Source organism: Mycolicibacterium duvalii (genome assembly GCF_010726645.1).
GTDB classification, from domain to species: Bacteria; Actinomycetota; Actinomycetes; order Mycobacteriales; family Mycobacteriaceae; genus Mycobacterium; species Mycobacterium duvalii.
Genome location: NZ_AP022563.1, coordinates 1487867 through 1505421 on the forward strand (window position 1 = coordinate 1487867; position 17555 = coordinate 1505421).

Annotated in this window: 15 protein-coding genes and 2 pseudogenes; 5 read left to right on the plus strand and 12 right to left on the minus strand. The window is 66.7% G+C overall.

Features of this window, described 5'->3' with window-relative positions; all coding sequences use genetic code 11:
• Positions 1 to 54: 54 nt before the first annotated feature.
• Positions 55 to 2292 carry an NADP-dependent isocitrate dehydrogenase gene (locus G6N31_RS06785; RefSeq protein ID WP_098004956.1) on the minus strand — a complete coding sequence of 746 codons (2238 nt, stop codon included), beginning with the start codon at positions 2290 to 2292 and terminating at the stop codon, positions 55 to 57.
• 232 nt (positions 2293 to 2524) lie between these two features.
• On the opposite strand from G6N31_RS06785, the gene G6N31_RS06790 reads away from it, so the two are divergent.
• Both G6N31_RS06790 and G6N31_RS06795 read left to right on the plus strand, forming a co-directional pair.
• On the plus strand, positions 2525 to 3352 hold the full coding sequence (locus tag G6N31_RS06790; RefSeq protein ID WP_098004955.1) for a hypothetical protein: 828 nt from the start codon (positions 2525 to 2527) through the stop codon (positions 3350 to 3352).
• Between the two features lie 67 nt (positions 3353 to 3419).
• Positions 3420 to 4076 (plus strand): VldE C-terminal domain-containing protein, encoded by a 657-nt coding sequence (locus G6N31_RS06795; protein WP_098004954.1) that lies wholly within the window; start codon positions 3420 to 3422, stop codon positions 4074 to 4076.
• A 3-nt stretch (positions 4077 to 4079) separates the two neighbouring features.
• Here the strand turns inward: G6N31_RS06795 and G6N31_RS06800 are convergent, their stop codons facing one another.
• Positions 4080 to 6134 (minus strand): alkaline phosphatase family protein, encoded by a 2055-nt coding sequence (locus tag G6N31_RS06800; RefSeq protein WP_234815428.1) that lies wholly within the window; start codon positions 6132 to 6134, stop codon positions 4080 to 4082.
• A 285-nt stretch (positions 6135 to 6419) separates the two neighbouring features.
• Between G6N31_RS06800 and G6N31_RS06805 the strand changes: the two genes are divergently transcribed.
• Complete coding sequence (locus tag G6N31_RS06805) at positions 6420 to 7106, plus strand: sensor domain-containing protein (protein WP_098004953.1); 687 nt, start codon at positions 6420 to 6422, stop codon at positions 7104 to 7106.
• 4 nt (positions 7107 to 7110) lie between these two features.
• On the opposite strand, the gene G6N31_RS06810 is transcribed toward G6N31_RS06805, so the two are convergent.
• The 4 genes from G6N31_RS06810 to G6N31_RS06825 form a co-directional block, all read right to left on the minus strand.
• On the minus strand, positions 7111 to 8319 hold the full coding sequence (locus tag G6N31_RS06810) for a cytochrome P450 (protein ID WP_098004952.1): 1209 nt from the start codon (positions 8317 to 8319) through the stop codon (positions 7111 to 7113).
• Positions 8316 to 8930, minus strand: coding sequence for a TetR/AcrR family transcriptional regulator (locus G6N31_RS06815; RefSeq protein WP_098004951.1), 615 nt, complete (start codon positions 8928 to 8930; stop codon positions 8316 to 8318). The genes G6N31_RS06810 and G6N31_RS06815 overlap by 4 nt, the downstream gene beginning before the upstream one ends.
• A 90-nt stretch (positions 8931 to 9020) precedes the next feature.
• A complete protein-coding gene (locus tag G6N31_RS06820; protein ID WP_098004950.1) occupies positions 9021 to 10517 on the minus strand; it encodes an amidohydrolase family protein in 1497 nt (498 codons plus the stop codon).
• Between the two features lie 173 nt (positions 10518 to 10690).
• Positions 10691 to 11185 carry a pyridoxamine 5'-phosphate oxidase family protein gene (locus G6N31_RS06825; RefSeq protein WP_098004981.1) on the minus strand — a complete coding sequence of 165 codons (495 nt, stop codon included), beginning with the start codon at positions 11183 to 11185 and terminating at the stop codon, positions 10691 to 10693.
• 61 nt (positions 11186 to 11246) lie between these two features.
• Here G6N31_RS06825 and G6N31_RS06830 point away from each other — a divergent pair, with 61 nt between their 5' ends.
• Positions 11247 to 11591 carry a hypothetical protein gene (locus tag G6N31_RS06830; protein ID WP_098004949.1) on the plus strand — a complete coding sequence of 115 codons (345 nt, stop codon included), beginning with the start codon at positions 11247 to 11249 and terminating at the stop codon, positions 11589 to 11591.
• Positions 11592 to 12362: 771 nt separating this feature from the next.
• Here G6N31_RS06830 and G6N31_RS27330 read toward each other — a convergent pair.
• The 5 genes and pseudogenes from G6N31_RS27330 to G6N31_RS06850 form a co-directional block, all read right to left on the minus strand.
• A pseudogene (locus tag G6N31_RS27330) lies at positions 12363 to 12595 on the minus strand (heavy metal translocating P-type ATPase); the annotation flags it as partial.
• A gap of 200 nt (positions 12596 to 12795) precedes the next feature.
• The gene (locus G6N31_RS06835; protein WP_011780438.1) at positions 12796 to 13392 is read right to left on the minus strand and encodes a hypothetical protein; all 597 of its coding nucleotides are present in this window, start codon (positions 13390 to 13392) and stop codon (positions 12796 to 12798) included.
• Between the two features lie 173 nt (positions 13393 to 13565).
• Positions 13566 to 13934 (minus strand): hypothetical protein, encoded by a 369-nt coding sequence (locus G6N31_RS27335; protein ID WP_098004948.1) that lies wholly within the window; start codon positions 13932 to 13934, stop codon positions 13566 to 13568.
• A 63-nt stretch (positions 13935 to 13997) separates the two neighbouring features.
• Entirely contained in the window at positions 13998 to 14279 is a 282-nt protein-coding gene (locus G6N31_RS06845) for an SHOCT domain-containing protein (RefSeq protein WP_098004947.1), read from the minus strand.
• Positions 14280 to 14701: 422 nt separating this feature from the next.
• A pseudogene (locus G6N31_RS06850) lies at positions 14702 to 16156 on the minus strand (heavy metal translocating P-type ATPase); the annotation flags it as partial.
• A 327-nt stretch (positions 16157 to 16483) separates the two neighbouring features.
• Here G6N31_RS06850 and G6N31_RS06855 point away from each other — a divergent pair.
• Complete coding sequence (locus G6N31_RS06855; RefSeq protein ID WP_011780441.1) at positions 16484 to 16810, plus strand: hypothetical protein; 327 nt, start codon at positions 16484 to 16486, stop codon at positions 16808 to 16810.
• Between the two features lie 47 nt (positions 16811 to 16857).
• Here the strand turns inward: G6N31_RS06855 and G6N31_RS06860 are convergent, their stop codons facing one another.
• Positions 16858 to 17544, minus strand: coding sequence for a DsbA family protein (locus G6N31_RS06860; RefSeq protein WP_011780442.1), 687 nt, complete (start codon positions 17542 to 17544; stop codon positions 16858 to 16860).
• Positions 17545 to 17555: the final 11 nt, after the last annotated feature.

Below are 17555 nucleotides of genomic sequence, written 5' to 3' on the forward strand. Positions count from 1 at the left end.
CGGCGAACCCCGCCACCCGCACACCGCGAAGCCCCCGCGATAGCTGTGGCCGCGCTAGCTGCCGGCGCGCTCCAACGTCTCGTTGAAGGTCTTGCTCGGGCGCATCACCGCGGTCGTCTTCTCCCGGTCCGGGTAGTAGTAGCCGCCGATGTCGACTGACTCGCCCTGGACCTCGTTGAGCTCGGAGATGATCGTCTCCTCCTGCTCGGCCAGCGCCTTGGCCAGCGGCTTGAAGTACTCGGCGAGCTCGCTGTCGCTGCTCTGCTGGGCCAGCTCCTGGGCCCAGTACAGGCTCAGATAGAACTGGCTGCCGCGGTTGTCGAGTTCGCCGGCCTTGCGTGACGGGCCCTTGTCGTTGTCGAGCAGCGTGCCGATCGCCGCGTCGAGGGTCTTGCCCAGCAGCGCGGCCCGTTCGTTGTCGGTCTTGCGGCCCAGGTCTTCGAAGCAGGCGCCGAGGGCCAGGAACTCGCCGAGCGAATCCCAGCGCAGGTGGTTCTCCTCGAGCAGCTGGTGCACATGCTTGGGTGCCGAGCCGCCGGCCCCGGTCTCGTACATGCCGCCGCCGGCCATCAGCGGCACGATCGAGAGCATCTTGGCGCTGGTGCCCAGCTCCAGGATCGGGAACAGGTCGGTCAGGTAGTCACGCAGGATGTTGCCGGTCACCGCGATCGTGTCTTGCCCGCGGATCACCCGTTCCAGCGTGTACCGCATCGCCCATACCTGCGGCAGGATCGTGATCTCCAGACCCTCGGTGTCCTCTTCCTTGAGGTAGGTCTTGACCTTCTTGCGCAGCTCATTCTCGTGCGGGCGTTCGTCGTCGAGCCAGAACACCGCGGTCATGCCCGACGCCCGGGCCCGGCTGACCGCCAGCTTGACCCAGTCCCGGATCGCGGCGTCCTTGACGATCGGCATGCGCCAGATGTCACCGGTCTCGACGTTCTGGCTCAGCAGCACCTCGCCGGTGTCGACGTCGACGATGTCGGCGACCCCGTCCTCGGGAATCTCGAAGGTCTTGTCGTGGGAGCCGTACTCCTCGGCTTTCATCGCCATCAACCCGACGTTGGGGACGGTGCCCATGGTGGTGGGGTCGAACTGGCCGTGGGTCTTACAGAAGTTGATGATCTCCTGGTAGATCCGGGAGAACGTGGATTCCGGGTTGACGGCCTTGGTGTCCTTGGTGCGGCCGTCGGCGCCGTACATCTTGCCGCCGAGCCGGATCATCGCCGGCATCGACGCGTCGACGATCACGTCCGACGGCGAGTGGAAGTTGGTGATTCCGCGCGCCGAGTCGACCATCGCCAGCTCGGGGCGGTGTTCGTGGCAGCGGTGGATGTCCTCGATGATGTCGTCCCGCTGGGACGCGGGCAGCTTCTCGATCTTGTCGTACAGGTCGCTCATGCCGTTGTTGACGTTGACCCCGAGTTCGTCGAACAGCTTCTGGTGCTTGGCGAACGCGTCCTTGTAGAAGACCTTCACCGCGTGGCCGAACACGATGGGGTGGCTGACCTTCATCATGGTCGCCTTGACGTGCAGCGAGAACATCACGCCGGTCTCGTAGGCGTCCTGCATCTGCTCTTCGTAGAAGTCGCACAGCGCCTTCTTGCTCATGAACATGCTGTCGATGACGTCGCCGGCCTCCAGCGCCACCTCCGGCTTGAGCACCAGCGCCTCGCCACTCTTCGTGGTCAACACCATCTTGACCTTGCGATCCTTGTCGATGGTCATCGACTTCTCGCCGTGGTAGAAGTCGCCGTCCTTCATGGTCGCCACATGGGTGCGGGAGGCCTGCGACCACTGCCCCATGCTGTGCGGGTGTTTGCGGGCGAACTCCTTGACCGCCTTCGGGGCGCGCCGATCCGAGTTGCCCTGGCGCAGAACGGGGTTGACCGCGCTGCCGAGAACCTTCGCGTAGCGGTCCTTGATCTCTTTTTCTTCGTCGTTCTTGGGGTCGCCCGGGTAGTCGGGCAGGTCGTAACCCTTGGCCTTGAGCTCCTTGATGGCGGCCAGCAGCTGCGGTACCGAGGCGCTGATGTTGGGCAGCTTGATGATGTTGGTCTCGGGCAGCTGGGTCAGCTCGCCGAGCTCGGCGAGGTTGTCGGGCACCTTCTGCTCGTCGGTGAGCCGGTCGCTGAACTCCGCGAGGATGCGCGCGGCCACCGAGATGTCGGTGGACTTGACGTCGATGCCCGCCGCGGAGGCGAAGGTGCGGATCACCGGGAGGAAGGCGAACGTCGCCAGCAGTGGCGCCTCGTCGGTCAGCGTGTAGATGATGGTCGGCTGCTCGGCGCTCATGTGTGCTGTCTCCCGGCGTAGGTCTCTGGCGTCAGTTCGAAGAGCTGTGACCCTTCTGGCGCAGACTACCGAACGTGGGATGGCCCACGGAGGGTCAGCTCGGGCTTCGCTGCCGTCACGGCACCGTCACGGTTGGGACAGGATCCGGCGCGTTGGACGTTGCGCCGCTGGGGCGCAGATACATTCACGCCGTCGAGCAAACTCGGCGAGGTTCGGGCAGAAGGACATCGATATGACACTCACACCGGCCGGCTGGTGGGCGACCTGCGGCGCGGCCGCGGTGGTGGGATTGACCATGGTGGGGTGCTCGTCGGCCCCGACACCGGAGGCGCCCGCCCGCGCCGCCGAGGTCGCGGTGTCCGGGACGCCGTCGGACTGGCAGGCCGCGGTGTGCCGCGACGGCGCCGCCGACGCGTCGGGAACCCGGCACATCGTGCGCGGCTCCTCATGCGTGCCCGCCGACGGCGACGGCGTTGTGCATTTCGATCACTTCGAATCGGCCGCGGCGATGGATTCGGTGCTGTCGTGGACCCCGTCTCCGCACATCGCCAAGACGGTCGTCGACGGACAGCCGATGGCGATCTGGACCCCGTCGGGCGAGGCGAGCGACCTCGAGCCGCTCGATCAGTTCGGCTTTCAGGTGGTGTCCTACCGCTCGACGGCCCTGCAGCGCGGCGTCGGCGATACCCCCGCGACGCTGCCCTCGGGTCAGGTCGTCGATCTGGCGCCGAACCAGTTCGGCTATGTCGTGGTGCAGACCGCGGGCGGCGACACGCAGTGCATCGTGGAGGCCGCGTTCGTCGGCTGCCAGACCAGCGGCACCGGCTGGCCGCAGCACGCCGACGGCAGCGGGCCGTACCACGGGGTTCGCATCAACGCCGACGGGACGGGCTCCTACGTCGACGGCAATCTCGGCGCGGCCGAGCCGGTCACGCTGTCGGGTCAGACCTACCGGGCGTTGGGCTGGACCATCGCGGTGACCCCGACGGGGATGCGGTTCACCAATGACCGGACCGGTCGCGGGGCCATCGTCGGGACCGACCGCGTGCAGCCGTTCTGAGTCCCGACGCGCCGCCGGGTGCGACAAAAGCCGCCGGTGCCCGGAGGTCGCCGTTTATGGTGCTCTGGTGGGCAGCAAGGTGTTAGCTAACGGCCGCGGCCGGTGGTTGGCTGTTGCTGTGTCGGTGGTCGCATCGGCGGGCATGATCTACGCCCAGACCGCTGTGGTGCCGCCGGCTGCCGAGCAGCCCGCGGCTCCCCCGGCAGCGTTCGATCCGGCGCCGCCGGTCGCGGCGTCGGCCCCGGTACCCACCGAAGCCGAACTGCTGGCCGCCAGCGCGCCCGTCGACGCCCGGGTCTTCGACATGGCGCTGCCGGCCGGGGTTACCCACGAGGGCGGGTTACAGGTCAAGACGATCTGGGCGGCCAGGGCGATCAGCATGATGTTCCCGGAGATCAAGACCATCGGCGGGTACCGGCAGGATCCGTTGAAGTGGCACCCCAACGGGCTGGCCATCGACGTGATGATTCCCAACCACAACAGCGACGAGGGCATCGAACTGGGCAACCAGATCGCCGGGTTCGCGCTGGCCAACGCGAAACGCTGGGGCGTGCTGCACGTCATCTGGCGGCAGGGCTTCTACCCGGGCATCGGTGCGCCGAGCTGGACCGCCGACTATGGCTCGGAGACGTTGAACCATTTCGACCATGTGCACATCGCCACCGACGGCGGCGGCTACCCCACCGGCGACGAGACCTACTTCATCGGGTCGATGCAGCGGTAGCGGTCACACCGCGACACTGTCCGGACTGCACAGCAGCACCGCCGCCGAGCGCGCACCGCACACGGACCCGATCCGGGCGTCGGCGGGATCCTGCGGGGTGAACTCCGACGGCGGCGGGGCCGGCGGCCACAGCGGGAAGATGCTCGCCCCGGTGACCCCGGTGAGCCGGGCGACGATCTGGGCGACGATGTTGGTCGCGACGTAGAGCACGTCGCCGAGTAGCTGCACCGGGGCGATCGCCACCTCGGCCAGCAGGCTGACCAGGAAGATGTCCATCTCGGCTACCGCCTGCAGCCCCGAGGTGACGGTGTCGGTCAGCCCGTCCACGTAATAGGGGATCGCGCCGAAAACGGTGCGCGCGCCCAACGCGATCTGGGTTCCGATGTCGGGGTAGCCGTAGTTGTCGATGGCATCCTGCAGCGCCTCGCGCAGGGCCTCGTCGGGGTCGTCGCCGACCGGCACGGCGGTGCCGCCCTGGTCCATCAGGGATTCGCCGTCCAGATCGCCGGGGGTGTCGAGGCCGAACAGGGCCAGCACGGTCGGGGTGACGTCGACGATCTCGTATTGCAGGTTCATCGCGCCCGGCGTGAACAGCCCGCCGTTGCGCGCGAGGACGAACGTCGACGTCTCGTCCGGGGACTGGAAACCGTGCCCGAAACCCTTCTGGGGCTGGTGGCCGTGGTCGGTGACCATCAAGATCGTCCACTCCTCGTCGGAGTTGTCGATCGCGGTCAGGATCGCGCCGAGGTTCTCGTCGAAGTTCTCCAGCGCGATGCGGTACTGATCGGACGCGCCGCCGTACAGGTGACCGTTCTCGTCGACGCCGACGAAGTAGCTGAACACGAAATTGGGGTCGGCCAGATTCGCGCCGTTGATGGCGGCGACGGTCGCCGCGCCGACCGCGTCGTCGGTCAACAGCCAGTCGGTGTCCCCTGGCACCTGGTCGACGTTGACGACGACGTCGGCGCCGCCGTTTCCGGCGTCGGCGATGGCCGAGATGACGTTCCAGTTCGCGATCGAGGTGGTCTGGACCGCCGCGCTCTGGCCCTCGATCAGATCGAAGACCGTCGGCCACTTGTCATAGGTCCACGGGGTGAACACGTTGTTGATGACGCCGGTGCGCTCCCCCCATACGCCGGTCAGGATCGCCGTCCACGACGGGTTGGAGATGGTGGTGTGGCCGACGATGCTCGCCGGGGCGGTGGTGGCGTCGCCCATCAGGTTCCAGAAGTTCACCATCGCTGGGTTGGTGAGCACCCGGCTCAGGTTGACCCCGTCGACGCCGATCACCAGAACGTTCTCCGCGAGTGCTTGGGCATTCACTTGCGCCGCAACCTCATTCGCCAGCCGGCGCTCCGTGTTGCGTTCGAGCTCGTCGCGCACCGCACCCATCGCGGCAAGCATCACCGGCGCCTGCAGTGGGGTTCCGCGGCCCGGGCCGGCCGTCGGGTTCAGCAGTGCGGAGACGAAGCTGGAGACCGCACCGGCCAGGGTGGCGCGTTCGCGGGTGGGCGCCGACTTCGGGGCGCGGCGCTGCGGGGTGGTCGGCGTCGTCTGCAGCGTCCGGGTCGTCTGGATGGTGGTGGCCTCCTGGGTCGTGCTCGCGGCTGGGGTGACTGCCGGCTCCGGTTCCTCGGCTCGGGGGGTGGCGGACTCGGGTGCGGTGACGTCCTCGCCGGACGGGGGCGGCGAGGAGGCCGGCGCAACCACGGCCGCTTCCGCCGTCAGGTCGTGATCGCGTTCCTGCTTGCGGGCCGGCGCCGCGACGTCGGACGCCTCGTCGACGGTGGCCTCGGTGCTGTCCCGGGTGGCTCGTCGAGAAGTGGTCCGTTCCTCGGATCGGCTCTCCCGGCGATTGCTCCGGCGCTCGGTGGTGTCGCCCGTGCGCGAACCCGAGGACGCAGTGTCGCGCTCGCGCGACGGCTGGGAGCCCTGGGAGGACTCCGACGAGGTTCCCGGCTCGGCGGACGCAACGGCCGGCATGCTGCCCAGCGCGACACCGACGCCGAGTGTCACCGCGAGCGCGCCGATGCGGCCGATACAGGTGGCGTGGCCCATGAGGCTCCCTCCGCAGGCCGGCGGGCGCGGCGGGCGCACCTGACGGCGATGACAGGTATTTGTACCTTCGCGTAAATTACGCGGCTCTCCGCGGCGACACGCCGCATTTGACGGGGTTGCGGTCGCGCGCATTCGTTACCAAATGCCACGCGCATCGTTACCGAGAAACGCCGCCGGGTTGCGACCATCGGCAAGTGCGATCTCGCACGATGAATGCACGCGTCGTGCCTCGCGGGGGATGCGCGCCGCGCGGATCGGTTGGGCACATCTGTATGGGAGGAAGGCATGCGCCAGCCAGCAGCCACCTTCGGGTTGGCGATGATCTGCGCCCTGGTCGCCGGGTGTGGCAGTTCGATCGGCAACGCCGAGTCGATCACGCCGACCAGGACGATGATCCCGCGCCCGCTCGTCGAGCGCGAGCTACCCGAATTGTTGCTCAGCCCAGACGAAATCAACGTCACGATGGGGACCACGGGGATGGCGCTGACCGGCTCGCAGACTGCTCTGTCCGACAGCAGCGCCGACATGGCGCCGATCGAGTGCCTGGCCGTCGACGCGGCCGCGGAGGCGCCGGTCTATGCCGGCAGCGGCTACAGCGCCTCGCGCGACGAGAGCCTGAACAACGGTGACGACTTCACCCACTACCTCAAGCAGGCGGTGGTGGTGTTCCCGCTCGTCGAGAAGGCCCAGGCGTTCTTCGATGCGTCGGCTCAGCAGTGGCCGCAGTGCCGGTACTACACCCATCTGCAGAGCGGTACGGAGTGGGTTCCTGGTCCGATCACCAACGCCGACGGCGTCCTCAGTGTGGTGGCGACCCAGCAGCATGCGCGTGCCGGCGGTTGGGCCTGCGGGCGGGCGCTGGCCCTGCGCAACAATGTGATCGTCGACATCAACACCTGCGCCGCGAACCCGGGTGACTCGGCGGTGCGGGTCGCCACGCAGATCGCCGACAACGTGTCGGCGCGGTGGTGACACCTCAGCGCGCGGTGATCCGTACCGGTAGCGAATCGATCCCGATGCCGACGTTGTGCACCGGTCCTCCGCCGGCCCACACAGGCGGGCCCGCGAGCTCGACGTCGTAGCCCGCCGCGACGGTCCCGAGCACCACCTGCACCTCCTTGCGGGCGAGATTGGCGCCCAGGCAGTAGTGCACGCCGCCGCCGCCGAAGGACACGTGCGGGTTGGGTGAGCGGTGGATGTCGAAGCGGAACGGAGCTTCGAAGACGTTCTCGTCGCGGTTGGCCGACGGATACCAGAACAGCACGCGGTCACCGGCGGTGATGTCCTGTCCCCCGACGGTCACATCGCGGGTGGCGGTGCGGCCGAAGAACAAGACCGGGCTCGACCACCGGATGGCCTCGTCGGCCGCTGTCACGGCCAGGGCGGGTTCTGCGCGCAACTGGTCGAATTGGTCCGGATCGTCGAGGAGCGCGACCAGCCCTTGGGTCAACGCGTTGCGGGTGGTCTCGCTGCCGGCGATGGCCAGGATGAGGAAGAACATCTCCAGCTCGAACCCGTCGAGCTGGCCCGCCAGTTTGGTCCACACATCGTCGGTCGGGTTGGCTCGCTTGTCGGCGGTCAGCCGTTGGGCGTAGTCGAACAGTTCGGCCTGAACGGCCAGGCGCTCCTCGTCGGTGTAGCCGTTGTACGGGTTGCCGGTTTTGAGCAGCAGATCGGTTCGCTCGAACACCCAGCCGCGGTCGGACTCCGGGATGCCGACGATGTCGGCGATCAGATGCATCGGCACCTGGTAGGCGATATCGGAGACGAAATCGCAGGTGCCGCCGGCGGCGGCCGTGGCCAGAATGTTTCGGGTTCGGGTGGCGATGAGTTGCTCCAGTCGGCCGATCATCCGGGGCGTGAACTCCGAGGTGATCGTCCGGCGCAGCTGGGCCTGCTCGGGCGGATCTAGCGCGACGATGACCCGCCCGGCGTTGAGCAGCGGGTCGGCGTCCATCATCGGCCCGCCGGCAGCGGCGAAGGTCTGCCAGTCGCGGTTGGCTTGCTGCACCTCCGGGTGGGTGACGATGGACCAGAACGGGATGGACGGAATCGCCGGGCGGCCCTCGACCGCGGCGTGCCGGTGCACCGCGCCGCGGTGGCGCAGCTCGGTGAAGACGTCGTGCGGAAAGCCCTGGGTGTAGAGCTGCGGGTCGGTGAGATCGACGTCGAGGAGTTCGGTCACGGTTGTTCTCCTGCCTGGTTGAGGCTGGACACGGCCTGCCTGATCAGCGTTCGGACCGTGTCGGCATCGGTGGTCTGGCCACGCAGCAGCCGGCGGTAGACCAGGCCGCCGGCGAGCATGTCGACGAGTGCGTCGGCGTCGGTGTCGCCGGGGATGTCGCCGCGGCGGCGGGCACGTTCGACCGCGTCGATTGCGTGCTGGCGAGACTGCCCGGCGAACGTGTACAGCGTCTGGCGGATCGAGTCGTCGTTGGACGCTTCGGCGAGTAGCGCCGGCAACAGGGCGGCGAGTTCGGGATCGATGAGCATCTCGGCGATCGGCAGCATCGCCGCGAACAGGTCGTCGATGAAGGAGCCGGTGTCTACCACGTCGGCGGATCGCGTGATCGACGAGGCCGCGTACTGAAACAGCTCGTTCTTGCTGGACCAGCGCCGATAGATGGAACCGCGGCCGACGCCCGCGCGGGAGGCGATGCCCTCGATCGTCGCTCCCGACCAACCCTTGGCGGCGACCTCTTTGATCGCCGCGTCGATGATGGCGGCGTCGAGACGGTCGTCTCGCGGTCGCCCGCGCCGGACACTGCCCTCGGTCGGCAGCGGGATCGCGCCCATGGAACAATCCTGAACTACTCAGTTCCGGAAATCAACAGTTCCGCAAAAGTCGACATCGTCCGCGGCTCGGGTGGGTCCGCGACCGGCGCCCTACAGCCCGTAGCGCCGAAGGAACCAGCCGTGGACCGCGCGCTGCAGCGCAACGGCGAATTCCCGGTCGCCACAATGCTTGTCGCGGTCGACCGCCGCGCACTGCCGGGCGACTTCGTCGACGACGCCCGCTTCGTCGACGGTGGTGAGCTCGCCCTCCCTCATCACCCACTGGCCGCCGATCATCACGTCGGTAATGGTCTCGGTGCGCGAGCGGGCGATCAGCAGTTCGACTTCACCGACGCCGCCGAGTTGGAACGGATGGCGCAGCTTGTTCTCGTCGAAGAGCACCAGGTCGGCCGGCGCGCCGGCGGTGATGGTGCCGTGGCCGCTCCCGAATCCCGTGGTGCGGGCTCCGCCGAGAGTAGCCATTGCGAAGACCTGTTCTGCGGTGACCCGGCGTCCGGACAAGCCCGGCTCGCGGTTGACGGTGTAGATCAGGCGCATCTCCTGCAGCATGTCTCGGTCGTCGTTGAGGCCGGCCTCGTCGATGCCGATACCGACGTTGACTCCCGCGTCGAGGACGTCGAGCAGCGGCAGACGGCCACTGGACAAGCGGAAGTTGGAGCTGCAGTTGGTGCAGACGCTGGCGCCGGCATCGTTCAGCGCCGTGATGTCATCGGGGCGGAGCCAGGTGCCGTGGCCGAGGGTCAGCCGGTCGCCGAGCACGCCGGAGTCGGCGAGGTACTGCAGGCGCCGCTCGCCGGCCCGGGCGTCGAGGTATTGCGACTGGTAGACGGTTTCGAGGAGGTGCAGGTGCATCGGCGCACCCGTCTGCGCCGACAGGTCACCGATGCGGCTCAGCGCTTCGTCGCTGAGCCAGTGAAAGTTGCAGGGGCCGAGTTGGATTGCGACCAGCGGGTCCTCGGCGTACCGCTCGGTCAAGGTGTGGAAGGCGGCGAGCGTGTCGTCCAGCGGCGTGCGGAAGAACTCGACGAGGCTGGTGAACCGCGGGCGCCAGCGTTCGGGCAGCTCCGGCAGCAGCGCGAGATCGTCGTCGTGGATGAAGAAGTTCTGGTCGCGCAGAAGCTTGGCGTAGGAGGCGCGCATCCCGATCCGCCGGTAGGTGTCGATCGCCGCGCGGCCGGCGGCGGCGGGGTCGGTGGCGTCGCTGTCGTACCATCCCTGCAGGTGCTGCACGGTGGTGACGCCGCTGCGGATCATCTGGATCGCGGAGTAGGCGGTGTCGACGCCGAGGTCGATCTCCACGTTGGCCGCTCGGGCGGCGATCCAGGTTTCCAGGGGCGAGTCCGGGGACCCGTGTTGCACCGGCGTCACTCCCACGTGGTGGTGGCCGTTGACGAAACCCGGTGTCAGAAGCGAGTTCTCGAAGCGCTGGGGAGCCGCATCGGGGTACTTCTGGCATATCGGGCCGGCGGCGCCGACCTCGGTGATGGTCCCACCCTCGATCACCACCGCCTGATCGGAGACGCAGGACACTTCCTGGGTCACGGGGTCCGCGGTGAGAACCGCACGGGGGATGAGGATGAGAGGCATGCGCAACTTCCGAGTCGGGGGAACAGCGGCGCTACAGATGTTAGATCCGCACGACCGGACGGGTCGCGCGGTGTGACGAAGTCGTCTGTGCACCAGTCGGTTTCATACCCGCCATGACTGTGACGACCGAAACAGTGCCGTAACGCTCCGGAAACCGGGCCGGGCTGTGGCGCTCACGACCCGTCGCCCCCGCCGACAAGGTCGGCGAGGAAGGCCGGCAGCCGGCCCGCGCCGAAGTCGAAGAAGCGGGCCCACCGGGGCTCGATGGAGATGCGCACCATTTGCGGATAGGTCGCACGCACGTTTCGTTCGAACTCGGTGAACGCGGCGTCATCCAGGGAATTGCGCGCCGACTCCAGGTACTCGTCGCTGACCCCCTCAACGGTGTCGAGGATCGCCACGCCGCGCACGAGAAGAGCTTTGGCCTCCTCCGGCGTGGAGCCGGTGTCGATGGTCAACGCGACCTCGGGACGGACCGCCAGTGCGCGCGCTTTCGGGGAGGTCGGCGCGGTGGACACGACGATGCGCTTGCCGTTCCAGTGAAACCCGACGGGAACGACGCGCGGGAAGCCGTCAGGGCCGTTGTAGGCCAACCGGGCCATCGCCCCCGAGAGCAACTGTTGGGCGCCAGGGTGAGCGAGTTCGCGAGCCAACTCCTCCGCAGTCATCATGCTGGCAGTCCTACTCCGCTCGAGCCCGGATGGACAGCCCCTACATTTCACGTCGTGCATGGAGACAAACGGCTACGCGCGCTCATCGCACGCAGGCACCGACTTCGCTGCTCTCATCGCGCAGACCGGAGGCGTATGGCAGCAGTGGGGGTGGGAGGTGCTCGAAAGAGACGGCTTCAACAAGCCGAACCGGTTCGGTTACGGGCCCGACGGCTACACCCTTCAGATCCAGGCGCCCCGAGCCAGCGCAAGCGCCTTCGCGGATCGGGTCGTCGCCCTGCTTTCCCGGCGACCGCCGCAGCGACACCGTACACAAGCCCGTCATGATCGAGCAGGACGCGGCACCGCAACCGTGAAGGACCGCGCCGCCGAGGCCCGAGAACAGAAAAAGCCGCAGACCTGAAGTAGGTCCACGGCTATTCCGATGTCTTGCGACATCACATTGTCGGGCTGACAGGATTTGAACCTGCGACCACTTGACCCCCAGGGAGCTCAAATGTGTGAACTGCTGTTCCGCTGCGTCGCATAGGTAATGGTCAGGGCGTTTTGCATGTCTCATCTGTGTCGCCTCATCTAGCGGCGTCTGAGCGTGTCTTGGGACATTGATGGGACACCGGGCCACGCAGCGATTCGACCCTCTCTGAGGCGCACCTTGGAGGTCGATGTATCCAGGAATCCCGGGTGATTCAGCTCCCCGAGCAGGACGCCCAGCTGGTCTCATAACGGCCGAGCCGTTGGCACTTTGCTAACACAAGCGGACGCGGCGATCTCACCGGTCACCACGTTGGCCCGTGAAAGCACCCTGGTTACCTCGGACGATCGAACGGTCGACCACTGGTGTGTAAATTTCGCAGCACTGAATTCCCTGTAGTTCAAGGTCGTTGCATGGATGCACATACGTCCAGCTCAGCCGTCTCGTCCGTGTCCAAACGTCCATGGCTATAGCGACTGTCGCTGCACGTCCTGGCACACTCTCGGCACAGCGGGGGTAGGGCCTTCCGCTGCGCAATGACGCCCTCGGGCGACGAGCGACGTTCGACGGCGCACACGACTGAAGCCGGCAACCGGACTGGCACACGACACCTCCTACCTGCGACTACAGGAATCCTGTAACAGCAGTTCAGGCCCATTATCGGATCTGCCGAGACGTGCGCCGGCGCCGAAGCCGGTACGCGATGATCAAGCCCACGGACAGCCCGACGTTTTGCAGCATGATCCGCCGCGCCCGGCGCATGGTTGAACGCTTGGGGCAGGTGGCGCAGGTCTTCGCCCATCAACGCCACGTCGGCGGTTTCGATGTCCACGTCGGCGCACCTCCCATCGCGACACCCACGTCGGCGGTGCCAGCGCAGGAGCGTCGTTCACGCCATCGTCGACCATCGCCGTGAGCCGCTGGGCCCGAAGTCGCGGCGCTGCTGATCAAAGTTGCTTCTACTTCACTGGCACTTGTCAATGTTGTTAAGGGGGGCCGAAGGAAGGTTGTCTTGCGTAATCGCTAGTCGGGCCCGTGCGGTGCCCGCCGTGTCATTAGTCACCACATGGTGCCGTGCTGCGGCAACTACCAGTGCCTGTGGCGGCTCCGTCCGGTGGGAGTTGCTTGCTTCGGTTCAGCGGCCCGGTCCCATCGTGCCGTGACCCATGCCGGGACCCATCATTCCGTGGCCCATGCCAGGTCCCATCATCCCGCCGCCCATCATTCCGCTCATCATCGCCGGCATCCCTTCAACGACGAATCCGGTGACTTCGCGGGCGTGTTCGCGAATGGCGTTGGTCAGTTCTGGGTCGCTGGAGGTTTCGACCACCACCACGCCGCTGGGTGTGAGCGTGATCTGACGTTGATAATCGGCAGCGCGGCGGAACAGGGTGGGCAGGCTTGAGCTCATGCAGGTGACTTCACTGCCCTGATCGAGGTGGGTGTACATCGATGAGACGTGGGCCTGCAGTTCGGTGACGAGGTCGGCGGAGTCGGATTCGGTGGTGGTGCGCACGCCTCCGGGAATCTCTTCCACGCTGCGTCGAAGCTCCTGATGCCGCATGAACATGTTCATGTAGGCGCGCATGTCCATGCCGGTCGCGCCACCCATCCCGGGTTGGGCACGGCTGATTGGTATGTCGATAATGTTGCGCAAGACATACCCCAGGCCGAAGAGGGCCCCACCGGTGGCGAGCATTCTCAGCGCCGCTCGCCTGCTCATTCCGGTCATTTCCGATGATCCCTTCGCGTGCTCGACGTGTGCCGTGACAATCGCGTTGTGGGCGAACGCGCGGTGCGAGTTGCGTCCGTCTTGGGGCTATGGCGGCTTCGTGGCCGACGATGGCCGACTCGACGAGACAACGTGAAATTGCTGCCGTCGCAGCGTGAACCTGTGCTTGTGCGCTACGGCCGAGGTGTGGTTGGAGTGGTTGTCGGCGGCTGCGACTGGCCGGGCCCCCAGGGGCCAGAGGGCCCCATGTTCCCCGGTGGCCACGAGCCCTGCGGTCCCATCATGCCGGGTCCCATCATGCCGGGTCCCATCATGCCGGGCGTTCCTTGACAGTGCCCCCGATTGCCGCCGAAACCGTCGGTGGCCCTGCCGATGAAGAACCCGGAAAAGAACACCACCGCAACGATGAACACCGCAGCGGCGGCAATACCACTCCACGCCAAGGCGTGGTTCACCCCTCTGCGCTGTCCGGCCGCGGCGATTCGTTCGCTCGTTGATTCAGGTGTATCGGTCATTCTTTCAATCTCCTTCGCTGCATCCATTTTTGAGGTCCTCGGTCGACTGGCACCGCGCTATCGGCCGACGCTGAGCTGTCGGCACGTGAGTCATCGCGGTTCCTGGTGTTCGCGCAGCAGCGTCATCCGCCGCAGATACTCATCCTCATCGATGTCGCCGCGCGCAAACCGTTGGGCTAGAGCATCTTCCGGCCGCGACCAGGTCCCTGAATCCGTGCGGTTGCGCTGTGCATCGCTACCGGCGAGATGCCGAACGGCCAGCACGACCGCGGTGATCAGGGCGGCCGACAACAGCACCATCACCACGCCCATGAGGATCCAGCCGCCCCATCCCCAACCGCCCCACATGCAGTCGTCTGTGCCGTACATCATGGTGGTGAACCCCTTTCATCTGACTGGCCGGGAAATGTCTCACCTGACACCACGATGGACTGGCAGGGCGCTCGGGCGGTAGGGCCGATGTGCCTCAACATGCCCGCAAGCCGTGCCGAAACCAGAAAGTGCCTGTCTCCGTAGTTCGGCGGCATTGGCTCGAGGATCATTTTCCTGCTACCTCTCAGCGTGAACCCTATTCTCCAATACCCCTGCGGGTATAGCAAGGGCGGTTTTCGGGGCGGATCCAACACGGCGTGGCGATCCGTGCCGCTCCGGCGACCCGACCGCCCGCGGATATGCCCTTGACCGGCCCTGTGTGCGCGGTGTGGTGTGTGGGTTGGCATGCGGCCTCAGCCCGGTTCGCTTTCCCTGCCACGGGGCGTGTGCGCTGATGGAGATTGTCGGACAACTCCCGCCGATCATGAAGGCGCCGCTGCTGTGTGGGCTGTTGCTGGTTGGTCGGCCGGTGCAAGGGGCAGGGGCTTGGCGCGGCCGGCGCGCACACCGTTGGCGATGACGACGACCTCGGCCAGCTCGTGGACCAGCACGACGGCGGCCAGACCGAGCACACCGAGCAGCGCCAGCGGTATCAACACGATGATCAGCGCAAGTGACAGGCCGACGTTTTGCAGCATGATCCGTCGGGCGCGGCGGGCGTGGCTGAATGCCTGCGGCAGGTGGCGCAGGTCTTCACCCATCAATGCCACGTCGGCGGTCTCGATGGCTACGTCGGTGCCCATCGCCCCCATCGCGATACCGAGGTCGGCGGTGGCCAGGGCGGGGGCGTCGTTGATCCCGTCGCCGACCATGGCTGTGTTGCGCTGGGCACGCAGCTCTTCGATGAGCCGCGCCTTGTCCTCGGGACGTAGCTCGGCGTGCACGTCATCGATACCGACATCTTTGGCGAGCGCGGCGGCGGTGGTGCGATTGTCGCCGGTGAGCATCGCGATGTGGAAGCCGTCGCGGCGCAGCTGGGCGGCGACCTCGGCCGCCTCGGGACGGAGTTCGTCGCGCACGGCGATCGCGCCGACCGTTTGGCCGTCGTTTTCGACGAGCACGGCGGTGGCGCCGGCCTGCTGCATCCGTACCACGGCATCCGCCAACGCGCCCGCATCGAGCCACCCGGGGCGGCCCAGGCGAATCGTGTCGCCGTCGCGGCGGCCGGTGAGCCCGGCGCCGGTCACCGCCTGCACGTCAGTAGCCGGGGTGACCTCGTCGACGGCGGCCAGGATCGCCGCGGCCAGCGGGTGTTCACTGCGCGCTTCCAGCGCTGCGGCCAGATCGAGCACCTGCTCGCGAGTGGCGCCGTGGGTAGTGGCCACCTCGACGACAGCGGGCCGATTGGCGGTCAGGGTGCCGGTCTTGACCAGGGCGACGCCGCGCACCCCACCGATCGCGGCGACCACGGTCACGGGCACCGAGATCGCCAACGCGCACGGCGAGGCCGCGACCAGTACCACCAGAGCACGTTCGATCCACACGGCCGGATCGCCGAGCAGGCTGCCGATCACTGCAATCAGGGCCGCGGCGATCATCACCCCGGGCACCAGCGGCTTGGCGATGCGGTCGGCCAATCGCTGAGAGGCGCCCTTGCGAGACTGTTCGGCCTCCACAATCTTCACGATGCGGGCCAGCGAGTTGTCCTCGGAGGTGGTGGTGACCTCGACCTCCAGCACGCCGGTGCCGTTGATCGAGCCGGCGAACACCTCGTGGCCCGGTTCGGCTTCCACGGGCACCGACTCACCAGTGATGGCCGAGAAATCCAGCGCGGTGCGGCCGTTCCGGATAATGCCGTCGGTGGCGATCCGCTCACCGGGCTTGACCAGCATTCGGTCTCCGACACGCAATTCACTTGAGGGCACGACCATCTCGGTGTCGCCGACCTCGGCGACGGAGCGATGAAGACTTGACGCGGTTCGACACCAGCTGCGGCAAGCGCGGTGAGCTACGGACCGAGGTCCTCTCCTGCGGTGCTCGAGCGTCCGGATCGCTTTGTCGCACCACCACCGTCTCGTTCCGACATCGAGGATCTAAGACATGCCGTGTGAGATAAGACATGAGACACCGCGACCTGGCGCGATGCGACTACAGCGTGAGCCATGCAAGGCCGTCTCATTTCTTTAGAAACGAGATTCAGGGTGGGGTGCGGAGAGGCCTCTGATTGGGGGTGATCCCTTAGCGATGGCGTCCATAATTGGCACATGAGAGTGGAGATTCTCTATTTCGACGGATGCCCGAACTGGCAGGAAGTCGGTGCGCGTGTGGACGCGGCAGCAGCAGGACTGGTTGACGTCGAGATCACCTATCGGCGAGTCACTACGGACACAGAGGCGGCGGCCTTGCCGTTCGCGGGCTCTCCAACCATCCTCCTCGATGACACAGACGCTTTTGACGATGCGCTGCCGGTGACCGAGTTGGCGTGCCGGCTGTACCAGACCGATGCGGGCCTGATGGGGTTGCCGACGGTCACACAGCTGACCGGGGCGTTGCGGCGCCGGGCTGCTGATCGACTCATTGACGGCTTGTGAACCGGGCTCTATATTCGCGCGTCCTGCTAGAAAACGAGACAGTGGCCCTATCCACGTTCCAAGGCCTGGTCGAGTGCGGTGGTCAGGTCGTCGTAGCTGCGGGGCTGGATCCGTTCGTCGTTGATAAAAAAGGTGGGAGTTCCCTGCACGCCGAGTGCGGTGCCGTCGGCGATGTCGAGTTGGATGCGTTCCAGGGTCGCGGGGTCGTTGTAGGTGGCGTCGAAGGCCTCCATGTCCAGGCCCAGTTGTTGGGCGAAGCCGCGGAACACGTCATCGGCGGGGATCTGCTTTTCGCCCCACTGGGCTTGTGTCTCATACATTTTGCGGTACATGGCTTCGAGTTGGCCTTGCTGGGCGGCGGCTTCCACCGCGCGTGCGGCGCGTTCGGCGTTGAAGTGGGATCGCAGCGGAAAGTAGCGCAGCACGAAGTTCACCCGGTCGCCGTACTCGGCGCGCAGCTGCTCGACCGCGGGATAGAGCGCCCGGCAGCCTTCGCACTCGAAGTCGAGGAACTCGACGAAATAGACCTCGCTGTCGGGTACTGAGTTGAGTCGGTGACTGTTCTCCCTGACCGTCTGCCCGGCTGGTGACCCGTCAAGTGCGATGTCGGGAGCTGAGTCCTTGTCGCGAACGGAGAGAAACACCACGGTCCCCACCATTGCGACCGCGATGACGAAGACCGTGAGGAGCACGCGGGTGTTGGCCAGGATCGAGCCGAGGCCCTTCATGTTCATATCAACGTACT